At 52.9% G+C, this 18,958-nt stretch carries 22 protein-coding genes and 1 pseudogene; 7 read left to right on the plus strand and 16 right to left on the minus strand.

Going from position 1 to position 18,958, the window contains the following annotated elements; genetic code table 11:
• Nucleotides 1-10: 10 nt before the first annotated feature.
• A complete protein-coding gene (locus tag ACOTX1_RS12615; protein WP_017384255.1) occupies nucleotides 11-706 on the minus strand; it encodes a gamma-glutamylcyclotransferase in 696 nt (231 codons plus the stop codon).
• A 176-nt stretch (nucleotides 707-882) separates the two neighbouring features.
• Nucleotides 883-1,113: a putative cation transport regulator ChaB gene (chaB, locus tag ACOTX1_RS12620; protein WP_023314272.1), complete on the minus strand. Its 231-nt coding sequence runs from the start codon at nucleotides 1,111-1,113 to the stop codon at nucleotides 883-885.
• A 268-nt stretch (nucleotides 1,114-1,381) separates the two neighbouring features.
• Here chaB and chaA point away from each other — a divergent pair, with 268 nt between their 5' ends.
• Nucleotides 1,382-2,482 (plus strand): sodium-potassium/proton antiporter ChaA, encoded by a 1,101-nt coding sequence (chaA, locus tag ACOTX1_RS12625; RefSeq protein ID WP_003856672.1) that lies wholly within the window; start codon nucleotides 1,382-1,384, stop codon nucleotides 2,480-2,482.
• 106 nt (nucleotides 2,483-2,588) lie between these two features.
• Here chaA and kdsA read toward each other — a convergent pair whose 3' ends face one another.
• Genes kdsA through hemA form a run of 6 tightly spaced genes read right to left on the minus strand, consistent with a single transcriptional unit; the run spans nucleotide 2,589 to nucleotide 7,892 of the window.
• The gene (kdsA, locus tag ACOTX1_RS12630) at nucleotides 2,589-3,443 is read right to left on the minus strand and encodes a 3-deoxy-8-phosphooctulonate synthase (RefSeq protein WP_003856671.1); all 855 of its coding nucleotides are present in this window, start codon (nucleotides 3,441-3,443) and stop codon (nucleotides 2,589-2,591) included.
• Between the two features lie 36 nt (nucleotides 3,444-3,479).
• Nucleotides 3,480-4,289, minus strand: coding sequence for an invasion regulator SirB1 (gene sirB1 / locus ACOTX1_RS12635; protein WP_003856670.1), 810 nt, complete (start codon nucleotides 4,287-4,289; stop codon nucleotides 3,480-3,482).
• Between the two features lie 3 nt (nucleotides 4,290-4,292).
• Nucleotides 4,293-4,679: an invasion regulator SirB2 gene (gene sirB2, locus ACOTX1_RS12640; RefSeq protein WP_369701965.1), complete on the minus strand. Its 387-nt coding sequence runs from the start codon at nucleotides 4,677-4,679 to the stop codon at nucleotides 4,293-4,295.
• Nucleotides 4,680-4,681: 2 nt separating this feature from the next.
• Nucleotides 4,682-5,512, minus strand: a complete 831-nt coding sequence (gene prmC, locus ACOTX1_RS12645; protein WP_003856668.1) for a peptide chain release factor N(5)-glutamine methyltransferase — start codon at nucleotides 5,510-5,512, stop codon at nucleotides 4,682-4,684.
• Entirely contained in the window at nucleotides 5,512-6,594 is a 1,083-nt protein-coding gene (gene prfA, locus ACOTX1_RS12650) for a peptide chain release factor 1 (protein WP_003856667.1), read from the minus strand. Before prfA ends, prmC begins: the two co-directional genes overlap by 1 nt.
• Before the next feature lie 41 nt (nucleotides 6,595-6,635).
• Nucleotides 6,636-7,892 carry a glutamyl-tRNA reductase gene (gene hemA, locus ACOTX1_RS12655; protein WP_003856666.1) on the minus strand — a complete coding sequence of 419 codons (1,257 nt, stop codon included), beginning with the start codon at nucleotides 7,890-7,892 and terminating at the stop codon, nucleotides 6,636-6,638.
• Between the two features lie 201 nt (nucleotides 7,893-8,093).
• Between hemA and lolB the strand changes: the two genes are divergently transcribed.
• The 4 genes from lolB to dauA all read left to right on the plus strand — a co-directional run bounded on the left by lolB (nucleotide 8,094) and on the right by dauA (nucleotide 12,448).
• On the plus strand, nucleotides 8,094-8,705 hold the full coding sequence (gene lolB / locus ACOTX1_RS12660; RefSeq protein WP_023314275.1) for a lipoprotein insertase outer membrane protein LolB: 612 nt from the start codon (nucleotides 8,094-8,096) through the stop codon (nucleotides 8,703-8,705).
• Nucleotides 8,702-9,571 carry a 4-(cytidine 5'-diphospho)-2-C-methyl-D-erythritol kinase gene (gene ispE, locus ACOTX1_RS12665; RefSeq protein WP_023314276.1) on the plus strand — a complete coding sequence of 290 codons (870 nt, stop codon included), beginning with the start codon at nucleotides 8,702-8,704 and terminating at the stop codon, nucleotides 9,569-9,571. Before lolB ends, ispE begins: the two co-directional genes overlap by 4 nt.
• Nucleotides 9,572-9,696: 125 nt before the next feature.
• Nucleotides 9,697-10,644 carry a ribose-phosphate diphosphokinase gene (gene prs, locus ACOTX1_RS12670; protein ID WP_003856663.1) on the plus strand — a complete coding sequence of 316 codons (948 nt, stop codon included), beginning with the start codon at nucleotides 9,697-9,699 and terminating at the stop codon, nucleotides 10,642-10,644.
• 124 nt (nucleotides 10,645-10,768) lie between these two features.
• Nucleotides 10,769-12,448 (plus strand): C4-dicarboxylic acid transporter DauA, encoded by a 1,680-nt coding sequence (gene dauA, locus ACOTX1_RS12675; RefSeq protein WP_023314277.1) that lies wholly within the window; start codon nucleotides 10,769-10,771, stop codon nucleotides 12,446-12,448.
• Here the strand turns inward: dauA and ACOTX1_RS12680 are convergent.
• Both ACOTX1_RS12680 and ychH read right to left on the minus strand, forming a co-directional pair.
• Entirely contained in the window at nucleotides 12,434-13,492 is a 1,059-nt protein-coding gene (locus ACOTX1_RS12680) for a MerR family transcriptional regulator (protein WP_263521581.1), read from the minus strand. The genes dauA and ACOTX1_RS12680 overlap by 15 nt on opposite strands.
• A 120-nt stretch (nucleotides 13,493-13,612) precedes the next feature.
• On the minus strand, nucleotides 13,613-13,888 hold the full coding sequence (gene ychH, locus ACOTX1_RS12685; RefSeq protein WP_003856655.1) for a stress-induced protein YchH: 276 nt from the start codon (nucleotides 13,886-13,888) through the stop codon (nucleotides 13,613-13,615).
• Nucleotides 13,889-14,162: 274 nt separating this feature from the next.
• On the opposite strand from ychH, the gene pth reads away from it, so the two are divergent.
• Both pth and ychF read left to right on the plus strand, forming a co-directional pair.
• Nucleotides 14,163-14,747 carry an aminoacyl-tRNA hydrolase gene (gene pth, locus ACOTX1_RS12690; protein WP_006810922.1) on the plus strand — a complete coding sequence of 195 codons (585 nt, stop codon included), beginning with the start codon at nucleotides 14,163-14,165 and terminating at the stop codon, nucleotides 14,745-14,747.
• Nucleotides 14,748-14,873: 126 nt separating this feature from the next.
• The gene (ychF, locus tag ACOTX1_RS12695; protein WP_003856650.1) at nucleotides 14,874-15,968 is read left to right on the plus strand and encodes a redox-regulated ATPase YchF; all 1,095 of its coding nucleotides are present in this window, start codon (nucleotides 14,874-14,876) and stop codon (nucleotides 15,966-15,968) included.
• Nucleotides 15,969-16,017: 49 nt separating this feature from the next.
• On the opposite strand, the pseudogene ACOTX1_RS12700 reads toward ychF, so the two are convergent.
• The 6 genes and pseudogenes from ACOTX1_RS12700 to comJ form a co-directional block, all read right to left on the minus strand.
• Nucleotides 16,018-16,308 (minus strand): annotated as a pseudogene (locus tag ACOTX1_RS12700) (YciI family protein).
• A gap of 161 nt (nucleotides 16,309-16,469) precedes the next feature.
• Entirely contained in the window at nucleotides 16,470-16,775 is a 306-nt protein-coding gene (locus tag ACOTX1_RS12705; RefSeq protein WP_023314279.1) for a hypothetical protein, read from the minus strand.
• Nucleotides 16,776-16,791: 16 nt separating this feature from the next.
• The gene (locus ACOTX1_RS12710) at nucleotides 16,792-17,172 is read right to left on the minus strand and encodes a hypothetical protein (protein WP_022651375.1); all 381 of its coding nucleotides are present in this window, start codon (nucleotides 17,170-17,172) and stop codon (nucleotides 16,792-16,794) included.
• 71 nt (nucleotides 17,173-17,243) lie between these two features.
• Nucleotides 17,244-17,660, minus strand: coding sequence for a hypothetical protein (locus tag ACOTX1_RS12715; protein ID WP_263521580.1), 417 nt, complete (start codon nucleotides 17,658-17,660; stop codon nucleotides 17,244-17,246).
• A gap of 96 nt (nucleotides 17,661-17,756) precedes the next feature.
• Nucleotides 17,757-18,239 (minus strand): hypothetical protein, encoded by a 483-nt coding sequence (locus tag ACOTX1_RS12720; RefSeq protein ID WP_023314281.1) that lies wholly within the window; start codon nucleotides 18,237-18,239, stop codon nucleotides 17,757-17,759.
• A complete protein-coding gene (gene comJ, locus ACOTX1_RS12725; RefSeq protein ID WP_023314282.1) occupies nucleotides 18,236-18,523 on the minus strand; it encodes a competence protein ComJ in 288 nt (95 codons plus the stop codon). Before comJ ends, ACOTX1_RS12720 begins: the two co-directional genes overlap by 4 nt.
• Between the last annotated feature and the right edge of the window lie 435 nt (nucleotides 18,524-18,958).

An 18,958-nucleotide genomic window follows, 5' to 3' on the forward strand; every position in this document is an offset into this window, starting at 1 on the left:
GGGCGTATTATCAGGCAAAACCCGGCCGCAGCGTATTGCTGAGCGGGTTCCCTTCCAGCAGCGCTTTCACCTTCACCACCAGCTCACTCAGACAGTCGTCCTGCATACCGAGACGCGTCAGCTCCTGATCGAGCGAGAAAAGATACTGGGCGTTAGTACCCAGCGGTCCACTGGCGGCGGCAATCAGCGGGGCAATCACCTGGGTTCGGGTGTCGGCTTCATACAGCGGGTGGCGCGGATCCATAATGAACACCAGCGCGTTGACGGTGCGGCCGTCATCCAGTTCCAGCTTGCACCAGCTGGGCATATAGCAGCCGGTGATCATCTCGCGCTTCCACAGCAGCGTCAGCTCATCTTCCAGCGTGGTATCCGGCAGCCGGTATGCCACGCCCGTGGTGCGCCCGCCCTCTTTTAGTGCAAGCATGCGTCCTGGCTGACACGCGCTGCCGCGTCCGGCGGTCAGGCGCAAACAGAAGGCGCGGTGCCAGCCAGGCAGCGTTCCGGTTGCCGATTCAACAAATTCGAGCGCCGGGTTCCACATCAGCGAGCCGTAACCAAAGATCCAGACCGGGCCATCATCCGGGCGGCAGGCCAGCGTTGCCGCAAGCGACGCCGCACGTTGTTCAGCCGACCACAGAAGCGATTCCTCAATAGCACCAAATGCCGTCTTACAATCTGCCTTCATCAAGAAATCACGCGTTAACACATTCCACCTCCGCCACTGCATGCTTCCTTGCGACATCTGTAATTCGCCTTCCCGGCATTCTGTGCTGTTCATTTTAACAGCAGTTGAGCAACGATAAGCAATTCGCGGGCCAGATGCAATACAGCGGCAGGTCAACCGCCTGAAATGTCAAAAGGGAGGCAGCGTATTATTCGCGGCTATTTCTTTTTGTGCCATTTATCATCGTCCCCTTTCTCATAGTCATTTTTTACGGCGGCCCAGGCCACCTTATGGGCCGTCTCTTCGCGGCTGGCATCGTCCCGGCGATCTTTTTTATCTTTGTACTGATCCCAGGCGCTGTTAAAGGCTTCTTTGTAGATATCCTGGGCGTGGGCAGGCAATACGTTTTGCACGTTATCTGGTAATTCGCTTTTCGATTTGTATGGCATCGTTAACCTCTCTTTTGGCTAAAAGATAAGTGTGGACGACGATACGCGAGGGTGCCAGCCAACAGAAAGAAATGAACAATATAAAAATGCAAGTCATTGTTATTAAATTAATATTTAACAGAGATAGGCCATTATAAGCCTCAGGCATAAAAATTATAATAAAGGGTAAAACTAAGTAAAAAATACAGGGTATTTAACAGATTTCTGTTAGTTTAATACCTTTAAAATCTATCTATAATTACAAGCACCTGCATTGTTGGAGAAACACATGACAGCAACACACGAGGCGGTGAAAACCCGCCACAAGGAGACCTCTCTCATTTTCCCGGTTCTGGCACTGGCTGTGCTGCTCTTCTGGGGAAGCAGTCAGTCATTGCCAGTGGTTGTGGGGATCAATATTCTGGCTCTGGTGGGTATTTTAACCAGCGCATTTAGCGTGGTACGCCATGCGGATGTTTTAGCCCACCGTCTTGGAGAGCCGTATGGGTCATTAATTTTAAGCCTTTCGGTTGTGATTCTTGAGGTCAGTCTCATTTCCGCATTAATGGCCACCGGCGACGCCGCGCCAACGCTAATGCGCGATACGCTCTATTCCATCATTATGATTGTTACCGGCGGCCTGGTCGGTTTTTCACTTTTATTAGGTGGTCGCAAATTTGCCACCCAGTACATGAACCTTTTTGGCATTAAACAGTACCTGATCGCCCTGTTCCCGCTGGCGATTATTGTGCTGGTATTCCCAATGGCGCTGCCGGGTGCAAATTTCACCACCGGCCAGGCGCTGCTGGTGGCGCTGATTTCCGCGGCGATGTACGGCGTGTTCCTGCTGATCCAGACCAAAACGCACCAGAGCCTGTTTGTTTACGAGCATGAAGACGACGGTGACGACGATGACCCGCATCACGGTAAGCCGTCGGCTCACAGCAGCGCGTGGCACACGGTTTGGCTGATCGTGCATCTGATTGCCGTAATTGCGGTCACCAAGATGAATGCGAACCCGCTGGAGGCGCTGTTAACTGAACTGAACGCGCCGGTCGCCTTTACCGGTTTCCTGGTGGCCCTGTTGATCCTGTCGCCAGAAGGCCTGGGAGCGCTGAAAGCGGTGCTCAATAATCAGGTGCAGCGTGCGATGAATCTGTTCTTTGGCTCTGTTCTGGCGACCATCTCCCTTACCGTTCCGGTGGTAACGTTGATTGCCTTTATGACGGGAAATGAATTGCAGTTTGCGCTGGGTGCGCCAGAGATGATTGTGATGGTGGCATCCTTGCTGCTGTGCCAGATTTCCTTCTCCACCGGCCGCACCAATGTGCTGAACGGCGCGGCGCATATGGCGCTGTTTATTGCGTATCTGATGACAATATTTGCGTAATTTTTTTGCGGGGTGGCGCTGCGCTTACCCGGCCTACAAAACCCGTAGGCCCGCGCAAGCGTAGCGCCGCCGGGCAAAGAAAAACCCGCCGAAGCGGGTTTTTTTATTAGTTGCTGGTATCCAGCTCGTCGAAGCTCTTCACCAGATCGTCAATCGCTTTGATCTGTTTCAGGAACGGCTCCAGCTTATCCAGCGGCAGCGCGGATGGACCGTCGCATTTCGCGTTAGCCGGATCCGGGTGCGCTTCAATGAACAGACCCGCCAGGCCAGTTGCCATACCGGCGCGCGCCAGTTCGGTCACCTGCGCACGACGCCCGCCAGACGCGGCGCCAAACGGGTCGCGGCATTGCAGGGAGTGGGTCACGTCGAAAATCACCGGAGACTGGTTAGAGACGTTCTTCATCACGCTGAAGCCCAGCATATCCACAACCAGGTTGTCATAACCGAAGTTTGAACCACGGTCGCACAGGATAACCTGGTCGTTACCGCCTTCGATAAACTTGTCGACGATGTTACCCATCTGGCCTGGGCTCACGAACTGCGGTTTTTTCACGTTAATCACGGCACCGGTTTTCGCCATCGCTTCTACCAGGTCAGTCTGGCGAGCGAGGAACGCCGGAAGCTGAATCACGTCTACCACATCAGCCACCGGCTGTGCCTGAGACGCCTCGTGCACGTCGGTGATCACTTTCACGCCAAACGTCTGTTTCAGCTCCTGGAAAATCTTCATCCCCTCTTCCAGGCCCGGGCCACGGTATGAGTGAATGGAGGAGCGGTTGGCTTTGTCAAAAGAGGCTTTAAACACGTACGGGATGCCCAGTTTTTGGGTCACGGTCACGTAGTGTTCGCAGATGCGCATAGCGAGATCGCGGGATTCCAGCACGTTCATACCGCCAAACAGCACGAACGGCAGGTCGTTTGCCACGTTGATATCACCAATGCTAACCACTTTTTGTTTCATAGGATCGCCTTATTCAGGTGTGAATCGGAATTAAGATTAATGCAGTGTAATGTGTTTATGCGCGATCGCGTTGATCTGCGCGCGGATCATCTCGCTGATCGGGTCTTCCGGACATTGTTCGACGAAATAATTTAAATCATTCAGCGCCACGTGCTCGCAGTCGAGCTGCGCATAAATCAGGCCGCGGTCGCGGATTTCGTACGGATCTTCCGGATTGAACTGCAACAGCACTTCGCTTGCGCGCAGGGCCAGCTCCATCTGACGCTCTTCCATCAGCGCAGACTTCAGCGTATCCAGGAGCTTGCGGATCACTTCGGCGTTATCGGCTTCATCGAGATCTTCATTGAACAGCTCAGCTATCGGGCTGATGTTGCCTTTCAGCCAGACGTCCAGCGTATGCTCATCCAGCGTGTCGCCGTTAAACGGATTGATTAACCACATCTCACCGTCTAGCCACTCCGCCCGCAAAATCATCTGCGTCGGGAAAATGACCGGCACCAGTGGAATCTCCAGCTCGTGCGCAACCCACAGTAAAATGGCGCCCAACGCGACGGCGCTGCCCTGACGATTTTTCAACACCTGGTCCAGCCACAGTGCGTCAGACAGGCGGTACACGCCTCGCGTGTCGCAGAAACCCCATTCGCCGTAGAAAAGCTCAATCAGCTTCTCTAATTGCCAGTCCTGCGGACGTGCCTGATTGATCTCTTCGCGCGCCAGGCTGACCAGATTCTCCAGTTCAGCGTAAACGTACTGTGACGTAAAATCGTCGCGGATCATCTCTGAAATCAGGATCATACCATCGCAGAGCGGCACTTTGTTAAATTCGAAATCGGCTAAGGACCTCATGACTTACCCCAGTAACGGTATTCTTGTGGTGGCGAGTTTAATGATGATGTACAGCACCACCAGACCCAGCAAAAAGGCGATAAACCCTGTCTGCTGGCTGCGCGGACGATGACGCCCAAGCGCGATAAAACCCAAAACGATGTAGATGATAACGCCAAACAGCTTTTCAGTCAGCCATGCGCCTTTATCAGTAAATGGCAGATAGCCGGTCTTCCACATTAACCCGGCTCCGGAAAGGAACAGCACCGTGTCGATACAGTGCGGGGCGATGCGTACCCAGCGGGCGTTAATCAGCGGATTGTTGTTGTAGCGCCACCAGTAGCGGGCAATAAAAAAGCCAATGGTCAGGGCAACGGAAACCAGGTGAACGGAGATCAGCAGCGTAAACATGCTCATGACCGCTGCCCCAGCGTCAGACGTTCATTGCCGCCGTAATCCCGGCAGGTTTCCACGGCAGCGTATCCGGCATGCGTAAACAGCGCTCGCACCGCCTCTCCCTGCGTCCAGCCATGTTCCACCAGCAGCCAGCCACCGGGAAGCAAATGTTGCCGTGACGTTGTCACAATGTGATCGAGATCCGCAAGTCCCTGATTCGCAGCGACCAGCGCGGTCAACGGTTCAAAACGCACGTCGCCCTGCGCGAGATGCGGATCGTCTTCGTCGATGTAGGGCGGATTGCTGACAACCATTTCAAACATGCGGCTTTCAAGCGCGGCAAACCAGCTGCTTTGCAGAACGGAAACATTGTTCAGCCCCAGCCGTTCAACGTTGCGCCGCGCGAGGGCGACCGCATCAGGCATCACGTCTACCGCCGTCACGGTGCAGTCTGGCCGCTCGCTGGCAAGCGCCAGCGCAATCGCCCCGGTGCCGGTGCCGAGATCGAGGATCTGACACGGCTGCGCTGGTAACCGCGCCAGCGCCTGCTCCACCAGACACTCGGTGTCCGGGCGCGGGATCAGCGTGGCCGCTGAGACGTACAGTGGAAGGGACCAGAACTCGCGCTCGCCAACCAGATGCGCCACCGGCTCGCCGGTTTTACGGCGGGCAAGCAGCGTCTCCAGCTGCGATTGCTGTTCAGCGGTCAGCGCGGTTTCGCCGAAAGCCAGCAGATACGTGCGGGCTTTACCCGTCACATGCTCAAGCAGAATTTCGGCGTCGCGCTTCGGGCTTTCACTTGCGGAAAGCTCACTGGCGGCATGGCGTAACCAGCGCTGAAAATCCATTAATCCTGCTCGGACAGTGCCGCCAGCTGGTCGGCCTGGTATTCCTGCACGATAGGCTCAATCAGCATATCGAGCTTGCCTTCCATTGCCTCATCCAGACGGTACAGCGTCAGGTTGATGCGGTGGTCGGTTACGCGCCCCTGCGGGAAGTTATAGGTGCGGTTACGATCGCTACGGTCGCCGCTGCCCAGCAGGTTACGGCGGGTAGAGGCTTCCGCCTGCTGGCGTTTCGCCATTTCCGCCGCGTGGATACGGGCGCCCAGCACGGATAACGCCTTAGCTTTGTTCTTGTGCTGGGAACGTTCATCCTGACACTCAACCACAATCCCGGTGGGCAGGTGAGTAATACGGATAGCGGAGTCGGTGGTGTTAACGTGCTGACCACCTGCCCCTGAAGAGCGGAAGGTGTCGATGCGCAGATCCGCCGGGTTGATATCCGGCAGTTCCGCTTCCGGCAGCTCCGGCATCACCGCCACCGTACAGGCCGAGGTATGAATGCGCCCCTGCGATTCCGTCGCAGGCACGCGCTGCACGCGGTGACCGCCGGATTCAAATTTCAGTCGACCGTACACGCCGTCACCGCTGATTTTGGCGATAACCTCTTTGTAGCCGCCATGCTCGCCTTCGTTGGCGCTCATGATCTCCACGCGCCAGCGACGGGATTCGGCATAACGGCTGTACATACGGAACAGATCCCCGGCGAACAGCGCCGCTTCGTCGCCGCCGGTACCGGCGCGGACTTCCACAAAGGCGTTACGCTCATCGTCCGGATCTTTCGGCAGCAGAAGCACCTGAAGCTGCTGCTCCATCTCTTCTGAACGCGCTTTCGCATCCTGTAACTCTTCCTGCGCCATCTCGCGCATCTCAGGATCGTCGAGCATCATCTGCGCGGTTTCGATATCTTCCTGGACCTGTCGCCAGTCGGTAAAGCATTTTGAAACATCACTTAACTGCGCGTATTCACGCGACAGCGCGCGAAAACGTTCCTGGTCGGCAATGGTCCCGGCATCGCCGAGCAGCGCCTGGACTTCTTCATGGCGCTCGTGCAGAGCTTCCAGTTTAGCGACGATAGAAGGCTTCATAGGCGTAAATGCACCTTGTCTTAGAAAATGGGTATAGGGCGCTATTCCAGCCCGAGGCTGTTGCGCAGAATTGTCAGGCGTTCATCGTCCCCGTCACGGGCAGCCTGCTGAAGAGATTTGGTTGGGGCATGGATCAGGCGGTTGGTCAGTTTCCAGGCCAGATCCTGCATAATCGCCTGCGCGTCGCCGCCCTGTTCAAGGGCCGCTAACGCTTTGGCCGTCAGGTCATCACGCACCTGCTCCGCCTGACCGCGGTATTCGCGGATGGTCTCGCTGACGCTTTGCGCGCGCAGCCAGGCCATAAATTCGCTGGTTTCCTGCTCAACGATAGTTTCCGCCTGCACAGCCGCCGCCTTACGCTGGGCAAGGTTGTGCGAAATGATGCTTTGCAGGTCATCCACGCTGTACAGGTAGGCGTTCGCCAGTTTGCCCACTTCCGGTTCGACATCACGCGGAACGGCGATATCCACCAGCAGCATCGGCTGATTGCGGCGGGATTTCAGCGCACGCTCGACCATCCCTTTCCCGATAATCGGCAGCGGGCTGGCGGTAGAGCTGATAATAATGTCCGCCTCTTTCAGACGTTCATCGATGTCGCTCAACGCAATCACCTCAGCGCCCACTTCATCTGCCAGCACCTGTGCACGTTCGCGGGTGCGGTTGGCGATGATCATCTTCTTCACCTTGTGTTCGCGAAGATGGCGCGCCACCAGCTCGATGGTTTCGCCCGCCCCCACCAGCAGTACGGTGACGGTCGACAGCGATTCGAAGATTTGACGGGCAAGGGTACAGGCCGCGAAAGCAACCGAAACCGCACTGGCGCCAATGTCGGTTTCGGTTCGCACACGCTTCGCCACGGAGAATGACTTCTGGAACATTCGTTCAAGTTCGCTGGCTTTCAGATGCCCTTTCTGGGAATCCGCGAAGGCTTTTTTCACCTGGCCGAGGATCTGCGGCTCGCCCAGCACCAGCGAATCCAGACCGCTGGCCACGCGCATCAGATGGCTGACCGCATCGTTATCCTGATGCCAGTACAGGCTGTTGCGCAGCTCTTCTTCGTTGAGGTTGTGGTAGTCACATAGCCAGCGGATCAGCGCCTCGTGAAGGTTGTCCTGCTCCTCCACGCTTAAATAGAGCTCGGTACGGTTGCACGTCGACAGCACCACGCCACCCTGCACCATCGGCTGTGCAAGCAGGCTGTCCAGCGCCAGGTCGAGCGTATCCGGCGAAAACGTAACGCGTTCTCGCAGTGAAACCGGGGCCGTTTTGTGGTTAATACCGAGTGCTAATAGGGTCATGTTGAGCGGGAGTAGTACCAGCGTTAATAAGGTTAGCAGGACGCATCATACAGGATGCGCGAGATCAATAAAAGAGACTGCCCCCTTTCGGAGTAATAGCTTACGCCACGCTTTGAGATAATTTGAACGTAGACGGTGGCACCCTTCAACGCTAGCATTAACAGTTATAACTGCAACGTATCTCAAGGATTTGTCATCATTATGACCCGAATGATTCGCCTGCTGCCTCTGGCGGCCCTGGTTCTGACCGCCTGTTCCGTTCATCAACCGAAAGGCCCGGGCAAAAGCCCTGACTCACCGCAGTGGCGCCAGCACCAGCAGGACGTGCTGAAATTAAGCCAGTATCAGACCCGCGGTGCATTTGCTTATCTCTCTGACGAGCAAAAAGTTTACGCTCGCTTCTTCTGGCAGCAAACGGGTCAGGACAACTATCGCCTGCTGCTGCTGAACCCGCTGGGCAGCACCGAACTGGAGCTGAACGCGAAGCCTGGCGAAGCGCAGATTACCGATAACAAAGGCCAGCACTACACGGCAACCGACGCCGAAGAGATGATTGGCAAGCTGACCGGGATGCCGATTCCGCTCAATAGTCTGCGCCAGTGGATCCTTGGCCTGCCGGGTGACGCAACCGACTACACGCTCGACGATCAATACCGTCTGAGCCAGGTAAATTACACTCAGGGCGGTAAAACCTGGAAAGTGGTGTACTGCGCGTATGACAGCAAGACTCAACCGTCGCTGCCGTCCAATATGGAGCTGACGCAGGGTAGCCAGCGTATCAAGCTGAAAATGGACAACTGGATCGTTAAATGATGACCCACTGGCCCTCTCCCGCAAAACTGAACCTGTTTCTCTACATTACCGGGCAGCGCGCTGACGGCTATCACACCCTGCAAACCCTGTTTCAGTTTGTCGATTACGGCGACACCATCTCCATCGAACCGCGTCAGGACGGGCAGATTTGCCTGCTGACGCCGGTCGACGGCGTGGCGCATGACGATAACCTGATCGTGCGCGCTGCCCGCCTGCTGATGAAAACGGCGTCGACGTCGGGTCGTCTGCCGGCGGGAAGCGGTGCGGATATCCGTATCGACAAACGCCTGCCAATGGGCGGCGGTCTTGGTGGCGGTTCATCGAACGCCGCGACCGTACTGGTGGCGCTTAACCACCTCTGGGACTGCGGTCTGACGACGGACGAACTGGCAGCGTTAGGATTGACGCTGGGCGCCGATGTACCGGTGTTTGTGCGCGGCCACGCGGCGTTCGCTGAAGGTGTCGGTGAAATCCTCACGCCGGTCGATCCGCCGGAAAAATGGTATCTGATCGTTCACCCTGGCGTGAGCATTCCTACCCCGGTCATCTTTAAAGATCCTGACCTGAAAAGAAATACCCCGGTACGGTCAATAAAAACGTTATTAAATTGTGAATTCAGCAACGATTGCGAGGATATCGCAAGAAAACGTTTTCGCGAGGTTGATGCGGTGCTTTCCTGGCTGTTAGAATACGCGCCGTCGCGCCTGACCGGTACAGGGGCCTGTGTCTTTGCTGAATTTGACACCGAAACCGCCGCCCGTCAGGTGCTTGAGCAAGCGCCGGTTTGGCTGCATGGTTTTGTAGCACGCGGGATGAACATCTCCCCCCTACAGCAGGCCATTCTGGCGCAGACTGAGTTTCGGTGACAACGTCACCCTGTTCCAGACGTTGCATCGCGCTCTTTAATACACCGCCTGGATAGCGTTTGCTTAGGCCCCGCAGTTTGCGGCGAACGCTATCCACCACTGGACGCATGCCTGAGGTTCTTCTCGTGCCTGATATGAAGCTTTTTGCTGGTAACGCCACCCCGGAACTAGCACAACGTATTGCCAACCGCCTGTACACTTCCCTCGGCGACGCCGCTGTAGGTCGCTTTAGCGACGGCGAAGTCAGCGTACAAATTAATGAAAATGTACGCGGTGGTGATATTTTCATCATCCAGTCCACCTGTGCTCCAACGAATGACAACCTGATGGAATTGGTTGTTATGGTCGACGCGCTGCGTCGTGCTTCTGCTGGCCGTATCACTGCTGTTATTCCTTACTTTGGCTATGCACGTCAGGACCGTCGCGTCCGTTCCGCGCGTGTGCCAATCACCGCTAAAGTTGTCGCTGACTTCCTGTCCAGCGTCGGCGTTGACCGCGTACTGACGGTTGACCTGCACGCAGAGCAGATCCAGGGCTTCTTCGACGTGCCGGTTGATAACGTATTCGGCAGCCCAATCCTGCTGGAAGACATGCTGCAACTGAATCTGGACAACCCGATTGTGGTTTCTCCGGACATCGGCGGCGTGGTACGTGCTCGTGCTATCGCAAAGCTGCTGAACGATACCGACATGGCGATCATCGACAAACGCCGTCCGCGCGCTAACGTTTCTCAGGTGATGCACATCATCGGTGACGTGGCTGGCCGTGACTGCGTGTTGGTGGACGACATGATCGATACCGGCGGTACGCTGTGTAAAGCCGCTGAAGCGCTGAAAGAGCGTGGTGCGAAACGCGTATTCGCTTACGCCACTCACCCGATCTTCTCCGGCAATGCGGTAAACAACCTCCGTAACTCCGTCATTGACGAAGTTGTGGTGTGCGATACCATTCCACTGAGCGACGAGATCAAAGCGCTGCCAAACGTGCGTACGTTGACTCTGTCCGGGATGCTGGCCGAAGCGATTCGTCGTATCAGCAACGAAGAATCGATCTCTGCAATGTTCGAACACTGATCGAACACGGCCGAAAAACCCGCTGCGGCGGGTTTTTTTGTCTCTGGGTTTTATTTGTATGATTAATGCCTCCTTCACCTGCCATTCACATGACAGATGATGCGCATACGGATGATAGATAATTGTGAAAAACGTAGCCTCCTCACATGTTCTGCCCTTTCGCGCCCTCATCGACGCCTGCTGGAAAGAGAAATACACGTCGTCACGCTTTGTTCGTGACCTGATAGCCGGGATCACCGTCGGGATTATTGCCATCCCGCTGGCGATGGCGCTGGCGATTGGTAGCGGCGTCGCGCCGCAGTACGGGCTGTACACCTCGGCCGTTGCGGGGATTGTGATTGCGCTGACGGGCGGGTCCCGCTTCAGCGTCTCCGGCCCGACGGCCGCCTTTGTGGTGATCCTCTACCCGGTTTCCCAACAGTTTGGTCTGGCAGGCCTGCTGGTTGCCACCCTGATGTCCGGCATCTTTTTAATTCTGTTTGGTCTGGCCCGCTTTGGTCGCCTGATTGAATATATTCCCCTTTCCGTAACGCTGGGGTTCACCTCGGGGATTGGGATCACCATCGGGACCATGCAGATTAAGGATTTCCTCGGCCTGCAAATGGCCCATGTTCCGGAGCACTATTTACAGAAAGTGGGCGCGCTGTTTATGGCGTTGCCGACGGCCAACCTGGGCGATGCGGCCATTGGCATCGTTACCCTCGGCACTCTCATCGTCTGGCCTCGCTTAGGTATTCGTCTCCCGGGGCATCTCCCCGCTCTGCTGCTGGGCTGCGCGGTGATGGGCGCCGTCAACCTGCTCGGTGGACAGGTCGCCACCATTGGCTCCCTGTTCCACTATGTTCTGGCGGACGGCTCACAGGGCAGCGGCATTCCGCAGCTGCTGCCGCAGCTGGTTCTGCCGTGGGACATGCCGGGCTCCAGCTTCACCCTGAGCTGGGATTCCCTTCGCGCTCTGCTGCCCGCTGCATTCTCCATGGCCATGCTGGGCGCGATTGAATCTCTACTGTGCGCCGTTGTGCTCGACGGCATGACCGGCACTAAGCATAAAGCCAATAGCGAGCTGGTCGGCCAGGGCTTAGGGAACATCGTTGCACCGTTCTTCGGCGGTATTACGGCTACGGCTGCGATTGCCCGTTCCGCCGCGAACGTACGTGCGGGCGCGACATCACCGGTTTCGGCGGTCATTCACTCCCTGCTGGTGATCATGGCGCTGCTGATCCTTGCCCCGCTGCTTTCATGGCTTCCGCTCTCTGCCATGGCTGCGTTGCTGCTGATGGTGGCCTGGAACATGAGTGAGGCGCATAAGGTGGTTAACCTGCTGCGCCGCGCGCCGAAAGACGACATTATCGTGATGCTGATCTGCATGTCGCTGACCGTGCTGTTCGATATGGTTATCGCTATCAGCGTCGGCATAGTGCTGGCCTCGCTGCTGTTTATGCGCCGCATCGCGCAGATGACGCGTCTCTCCCCGGTTAACGTTGAGGTGCCTGACGATGTGCTGGTGCTGCGCGTGATTGGTCCGCTGTTCTTCGCCGCAGCGGAAGGTTTGTTCAGCGATCTGGAATCCCGCATCGCGGGCAAACGGATTGTGGTGCTGAAGTGGGATGCCGTCCCGGTGCTGGATGCCGGCGGTCTGGATGCCTTCCAGCGCTTTGTTGCCCGCCTGCCGGAAGGCTGCGAGCTGCGGATAAGTAACCTCGAATTCCAGCCCCTGCGCACCATGGCGCGCGCAGGCGTGCAGCCGATCCCTGGCCGATTGTCCTTCTACCCTAACCGTGAAGCTGCATTAGCGGATCTGTGAGTCATCTGATGCAGAGACGCGTCTTTGCATCATCACCCCGATCGCCTGCTGGAGCCATTCAAGCACGGCAGGCGTCATCCACGTGCCTTTCATCAGATGCGGCTCCTGCTGCATGGCGAGGCGAAATTTTTGCTGGGTCTGCGGGTTTGTTCCCGCATAGGACTGGAATAAAACCAGCCACTTTTCTGCCAGCTTTTGCGCATCGTCAGAAGCGGGACTGAGATTATCTCGCTGCGCCTGATGCAGCTTCGCCACCAGCGGCGGCCACTCCATCATCCGGTCAAAGTAGTGCGCCCGGGTAAAGGCCATCTCTTCGGCAGTGAGATATTTCTCCCAGATGCTGAGCTTTGATTCGGCAAACGCCCGCGTGATGTAATCAGTTATCTCCGGCGTAATGCCGGTTTGCTCCTGCATCTGCGGCTCCACGCTGTGCATCTCGTTCAGGCGGGTCAAAAATTCCGGTTTGCCTGCGGTATCCTGCTCCAGGCGTTCCATCCACCGTGAAGCCAAATCGGTCGCCCGCGCGTCCGTGACGCTGACGTTCTGTTCCAGCAAGTGTTTAACCTCCCTCACCAGCCCCGACCAGATATCCGCCAGCGCCTCTTTCTCTACCGCAAACGGCAGTTGCTGCAACTCTTCTTTGCTAAACCAGCGATCGTACATATTCATTAACTCCAGAGTCTGTAGCCAGGATTCCAGATCCGGCGTCGCATCGTCGGTCAGCCCGGTACGCAATTCCACCAGCCGGTTGCGCAGCGTATGGATGGTACGCAGTTGCTTGTCCAGCAGAGTGATTTGCCCGTCGAGTAATTCGGCTAATGACAGCGAACGCTGTTCCAGAAAATCCCTGATTTCGGCAAGCTCCAGCCCGGCTTTTGCCAGCGTCTGGATCATATGCAGACGCTGCACATCCGCCAGGTTATAAAGCCGGTAGCCTGCCGCGCTTCTGGCAGAAGGTAACAACAGCCCTGTTTGCTCGTAGTGATGCAAAGTCCGCACGGTGATCCCGGCACGTTTCGCCAGTTCACCCACCTGTATCAACATAACGGCTCCTTTTGTTCTGCCAGTGTCGTTACTCTGAAGCCTTACGTTACGTGAGGGTCAATGCGTCATGCAAAAAAAAACGACTTCAGATGAAGTCGTTTCGGTGTTCTTTATGGGGCACTAGCTATGCTTGCGCTGGTCGCGGCGGCATCGTTTATCGTAATGACGCACCCACCAGTATTTATCGCAGACTTCCTCATGTCCGCTCACGCGCGCCCCGGCGAGCCACAGTACCGCACCGAGGAAGATACTCAGCACCGCGCCATGCGCAAAGTATTGTGGGAGGTCAAGCTGCGGTAATTGGTTTAAGATTGAATAACCGACACCGGCGACCATCACGAACAGTCCCAACCCCATTAGCACGTTACCGAGCATTGAAGCGTTTTTGCGTTTCATATGTCACCTCCGGAACTTTGGGTTGTCAGGGGAAAAGCCCCTTCTCCTTGTGTGTAAAGTATAGACAACGCCTCTTATATGAGTTGCGTGAATGATCACATTTACTGATAACTCCCGGACAAAAATTTACAAATAAGACATTGAACAGCTTGAAATTCTAATTATTCAAAGAGGAAATTATTCGCATTTCGGTGTACAGCAGGCAGAACTTTGTCAAGCGGCGCGCCAGACAGTAAACTACGCGCCAGATCTGGAACCCATTAGGAAGTAAATCGTGACGATTAAACTGATTGTCGGCCTCGCCAATCCGGGCGCAGAATATGCCGCAACCCGCCATAACGCCGGCGCCTGGTATGTTGATCTGCTGGCGGAGCGTTTGCGCGCTCCCCTGCGTGAAGAACCCAAGTTTTACGGGTATACCTCACGCATCAATCTTGCGGGTGCCGACGTGCGGTTGCTGGTGCCAACCACCTTTATGAACCTGAGCGGCAAAGCCGTGGCGGCCATGGCAACGTTTTATCGCATCAATCCGGATGAGATCCTGGTGGCGCACGACGAACTGGACCTGCCGCCAGGCGTGGCGAAATTCAAACTGGGCGGCGGTCATGGCGGCCACAACGGTCTGAAAGACATCATCAGCAAACTGGGTAATAACCCTAATTTCCACCGTTTGCGCGTGGGAATCGGCCATCCGGGCGATAAAAACAAAGTTGTTGGTTTCGTACTGGGTAAGCCCCCGGTTTCTGAGCAGAAGTTGATTGACGAAGCGGTGGACGAAGCGGCCCGCTGCACCGAGATTTGGCTTCAGGACGGCCTGACGAAAGCCACCAATCGACTGCACGCTTTCAAAGCGCAATAATCGGCGTCTTGGGGCTTTTTTACCGCGCGTCGCGCGGGTTACGTGTATAATAGGCGTAGTTATTTACTTTTCTTCAATCGGTTATCGTTAACGGATTGATTATCAAGATATTAAGGTGATTTAGAAATGGGATTCAAATGCGGTATCGTCGGTCTGCCAAACGTGGGCAAATCCACCCTGTTCAACGCGCTCACCAAAGCAGGTATTGAAGCGGCGAACTTCCCGTTCTGTACCATCGAGCCGAACACCGGCGTTGTGCCTATGCCCGATCCGCGTCTGGACCAGCTCGCGGAAATCGTGAAGCCGCAGCGCATTCTGCCAACCACCATGGAGTTCGTGGACATCGCGGGCCTGGTAAAAGGCGCTTCCAAAGGTGAAGGCCTGGGCAACCAGTTCCTGACCAACATCCGTGAAACCGAAGCGATCGGCCACGTTGTGCGCTGCTTCGAGAACGACAACATTATCCACGTTAACAACAAAGTGGATCCGGCTGACGACATCGACGTCATCAACACCGAGCTGGCCCTCTCTGACCTCGACACCTGCGAGCGCGCCATTCACCGCGTGCAGAAGAAAGCCAAAGGCGGCGACAAAGACGCGAAAGCGGAACTGGCTGCACTGGAAAAATGTCTGCCACAGCTGGAAAACGCCGGCATGCTGCGCGCGCTGAAAAACCTGACTGACGAAGACAAAGCAGCGATTAAATATCTGAGCTTCCTGACCCTGAAGCCAACCATGTACATCGCCAACGTTAACGAAGACGGTTTCGAGAACAACCCGTATCTGGACAAAGTGCGTGAAATTGCCGCGGCTGAAGGTTCTGTAGTGGTTGCGGTTTGCGCTGCCGTTGAATCTGATATTGCAGAGCTGGACGACGCCGACCGTGAAGAGTTCATGGCCGAGCTGGGTCTGGAAGAGCCGGGCCTGAACCGCGTGATCCGCGCGGGCTATGAGCTGCTGAACCTGCAAACCTACTTCACCGCTGGTGTAAAAGAAGTGCGTGCGTGGACCATCCCTGTGGGTGCGACCGCGCCTCAGGCGGCCGGTAAGATCCACACCGACTTCGAGAAAGGCTTCATTCGTGCGCAGACTATCGCGTTTGAAGACTTCATCACCTACAAGGGTGAGCAAGGCGCGAAAGAAGCAGGCAAGATGCGTGCGGAAGGGAAAGATTACATCGTTAAAGATGGCGACGTGATGAACTTCTTGTTTAACGTTTGATTTGAATGAAAAAAATCCACGCTTTGGCGTGGATTTTTTTATTGTGAGGTTAAAACACATTGTCTAAGAGATCAGTTTTCATGCTGGAATCTAAGGGAATGATTTCGGCAGACACAAGCCTAACGCCTGAAAAGAGCCCTCGCGCTAGCGCTCTTTAAGAGATGCAGGACTCTCAGATTTAGCGAGAATGACCCCACCAGTTCTTGGGATCCGTCTTCCGGAAGTCAGAAATATCCCCTCTGAATACCCTTTTTTAGTCACTCAACATGAGAAGGTATCGTTGGGTCAACCTCCTCAAGGGGTTTATATACGTCAATATGACAATGTAAACCGTAGTCATCTTTTTCCTCGTAGCCTTTTTTAAACTGCTTGATATAACTGCTGATACAGTTCCTTTTTTGCCACCGGTTATAGTTATCATTTTTTTGGCGCTTTTGAACTTAATACGCAGGGCCCGATTGAGACAACACGTTACGCTTCATATCCCAGGAATAAAACCAATCATGCCAGCCATTTTTTTTTTGCTGGATAGCTACAGACAACGATCACTTCCTTTGACAGGTTGAATGTTAAGTAATAGAAAGTCGCACCTTCAGGAGGGGCAGACCAAAATAGTTTTTCGCCCTGCACATTGAAGATGGTCAAAACGGTTGGTAATGGCTTAGGCTCGCTTAACACAAAGACTAACTGGCGTGTTAAGTCGACCAATGCATAGCTTAAAAATGGCACACTAACCAGTATGTTACTTTCACCACATGCCCATTGAAGCAGGTCTTTTTCTTTAATACAAATGAGATTTTCAATCATTTGTAAACCTCAACGTTTAAAGTTTGATCTGCTTCAAATCACCTTCAAAAAGCCCCACAAGATATACCCGGTATCGGGCTGGCTGCACTTCTTTATACGTTAATATAGCGGAAAACTCTTTTAAACACTTTGAACATGTGTTTTTCGAAACATCTAATTGGCTTTCATCATAGCTATATTTCTTATGTTCACTATCAAGCTTCACACCTCTCATTTTCTTAACCAAAAAGCATTTTACCTCTTCTGTGAGCGTGTCAAACTCATATGAGTTTACGATAGAGTAGACTATTACCCCCTCGCATTCAGGGCATGTTATTTCCTTTCCATACTCTATGAAATCATTGTCAATGCCATCAAGGACTAATAACTTCTTTTTCAGTCGATTAGTAAGTTTCATTATTTAAATTTTAAGTTTATCAATAAAAAAGTAAGGCTATAAGAAATGGAGGATTTTATTAATCATTAACATCATTTAGTCAAACATTCCATTCTATATAAACACCACAATCGAAGCTTTTTTTCATTAGACTGTACAACAATATTTCCCCATTCATGCCTCCATTGAAATCCATATGGGGGATTGTTAATTTTAAGATTAGGCTTTGATGTTATTTCATTCTCAACCCATACTGTCAAACGCTGCTGCTCATCCGATAAATTACTCAGACTAGCCCTTTTATCCCAATCCTCTAACGTTTTATAAAAACTTCCATCCTTACTAGTAAGGAATAATGATGGAGAAAAAGAAAATGCTGAAGGCCTCAGTTCCAAAATGAAAACTTGATCTTTCCATTTAACATTATCGATAGCGAAATAAAAAGGACCTACTGTAGTCAATGGCGAGAAAAAACTTGTAAAATGCGGAATTTTTAAAAGTATCAACATCTTTTAATTCGATGGGGTAGTTGTTAATTTCTACAAATCCAGTATGAACATCAAGTTTCATTTCTAACATATCTAAACCACCTTTTTTGGAAGTGACTACTTTATATTCCAAACTATATATACCCCATGATTAAATGACTTTGTCTCATATGAGACTGAAACCCGCCCCCACTCAAAGTTCCACCTAATGATGTCTGTTTCCGTGGTATCAGGCGTGTCCAGGTTCAGTGATTCTTTCAGCCAATCAGACAGGCTTTTCACTGATTCATTTAGCATGTGAACATTAGTTCGTGCATTCCAATCATTTAATGATTTATAGTATTGACTATTTTTATCAACAAGATGAAGCATAAAATGAAAACCATAGCACACCGGGCGTATAGTAACTTGAAATTCTTTATCGAAAAACATTACTGAGTCAACAAGGTAGTGATTCGACATATTTTTATTTACAGCTTTGCGTTTTACTAATTCGTGGTATAAATCACACTTACAAAAGCCTTCTTCAGTATCTATTTTTAAAGGAAGACCATCAAGGTTTAGCTCACCGGTAATCGGGTTGAATTTAAATTCAATCATGCGACCTGAAGCTTATTTTTATTTGTAATAAAAAATGGCACTACAATGCAGCGTTGAGCAGTTTCATCTAATATAAAAGAATTATCTATTTTGATATTGACGTTGGCTCCAAATGCGTCCTCTGGTAATGGGTCGAATATAACATAATCTTTGTGAAGAACAGCACCTTGAGAAACATTGCCTTTTCCCCAGTAATTCAGCTTTTCGTCATAGTCTCTGGATCGTAACAACATTTGACTATGTGAAATCAGTAGCTCAACTATTTGTATTTTTTTATCATTCATTACATTACCTCGATTTTTATTATCGTTCTACCGATAATGTGGGGTCAGTCCATTAAAAATAAAATGCTTGTGAAATTCTTTAAGGGGTTAATGATTAGCTGTAATATGAAAACTGATAGGGGAAGCACCCTTCCCCTGCTGCTCAAACTTTGAGCAGCATGTTAGTAACAAGCGCAAACCCTGAAACCCCCATTATAGTTTAATTAGGATATTCGGCAACAACTAACCGCCTGATTTAGTCCTCTCCATTATACAAATCACCAGCATAATTAAATATTTTCAATTATTTTTTTTCTGTGAGATCAGCGTAACTAATAATTTCCTAAACGCCATTGCTGATATTTTGATTGCCGGTAAAGATAATTTTCATCTCTTTACCGAGCCATTCCCAACCAAAAAAATATAAAAAACGAACGGAAAAATAAATCACCCACG

It is taken from the genome of Enterobacter cloacae complex sp. IR5401 (genome assembly GCF_049238425.1).
Taxonomy (GTDB): domain Bacteria; phylum Pseudomonadota; class Gammaproteobacteria; order Enterobacterales; family Enterobacteriaceae; genus Enterobacter; species Enterobacter hormaechei_C.

Excerpts from the sequence above, each read along its gene's own strand:
- chaB (WP_023314272.1), bottom strand. The coding sequence starts at position 1,113 with ATGCCATACAAATCGAAAAGCGAATTACCAGATAACGTGCAAAACGTA.
- chaA (WP_003856672.1), top strand. The coding sequence starts at position 1,382 with ATGACAGCAACACACGAGGCGGTGAAAACCCGCCACAAGGAGACCTCT.
- kdsA (WP_003856671.1), bottom strand. The coding sequence starts at position 3,443 with ATGAAACAAAAAGTGGTTAGCATTGGTGATATCAACGTGGCAAACGAC.
- sirB1 (WP_003856670.1), bottom strand. The coding sequence starts at position 4,289 with ATGAGGTCCTTAGCCGATTTCGAATTTAACAAAGTGCCGCTCTGCGAT.
- sirB2 (WP_369701965.1), bottom strand. The coding sequence starts at position 4,679 with ATGTTTACGCTGCTGATCTCCGTTCACCTGGTTTCCGTTGCCCTGACC.
- prmC (WP_003856668.1), bottom strand. The coding sequence starts at position 5,512 with ATGGATTTTCAGCGCTGGTTACGCCATGCCGCCAGTGAGCTTTCCGCA.
- prfA (WP_003856667.1), bottom strand. The coding sequence starts at position 6,594 with ATGAAGCCTTCTATCGTCGCTAAACTGGAAGCTCTGCACGAGCGCCAT.
- hemA (WP_003856666.1), bottom strand. The coding sequence starts at position 7,892 with ATGACCCTATTAGCACTCGGTATTAACCACAAAACGGCCCCGGTTTCA.
- lolB (WP_023314275.1), top strand. The coding sequence starts at position 8,094 with ATGACCCGAATGATTCGCCTGCTGCCTCTGGCGGCCCTGGTTCTGACC.
- ispE (WP_023314276.1), top strand. The coding sequence starts at position 8,702 with ATGATGACCCACTGGCCCTCTCCCGCAAAACTGAACCTGTTTCTCTAC.
- ACOTX1_RS12680 (WP_263521581.1), bottom strand. The coding sequence starts at position 13,492 with ATGTTGATACAGGTGGGTGAACTGGCGAAACGTGCCGGGATCACCGTG.
- ychH (WP_003856655.1), bottom strand. The coding sequence starts at position 13,888 with ATGAAACGCAAAAACGCTTCAATGCTCGGTAACGTGCTAATGGGGTTG.
- ychF (WP_003856650.1), top strand. The coding sequence starts at position 14,874 with ATGGGATTCAAATGCGGTATCGTCGGTCTGCCAAACGTGGGCAAATCC.
- ACOTX1_RS12705 (WP_023314279.1), bottom strand. The coding sequence starts at position 16,775 with ATGATTGAAAATCTCATTTGTATTAAAGAAAAAGACCTGCTTCAATGG.
- ACOTX1_RS12710 (WP_022651375.1), bottom strand. The coding sequence starts at position 17,172 with ATGAAACTTACTAATCGACTGAAAAAGAAGTTATTAGTCCTTGATGGC.
- ACOTX1_RS12715 (WP_263521580.1), bottom strand. The coding sequence starts at position 17,660 with ATGTTGATACTTTTAAAAATTCCGCATTTTACAAGTTTTTTCTCGCCA.
- ACOTX1_RS12720 (WP_023314281.1), bottom strand. The coding sequence starts at position 18,239 with ATGATTGAATTTAAATTCAACCCGATTACCGGTGAGCTAAACCTTGAT.
- comJ (WP_023314282.1), bottom strand. The coding sequence starts at position 18,523 with ATGAATGATAAAAAAATACAAATAGTTGAGCTACTGATTTCACATAGT.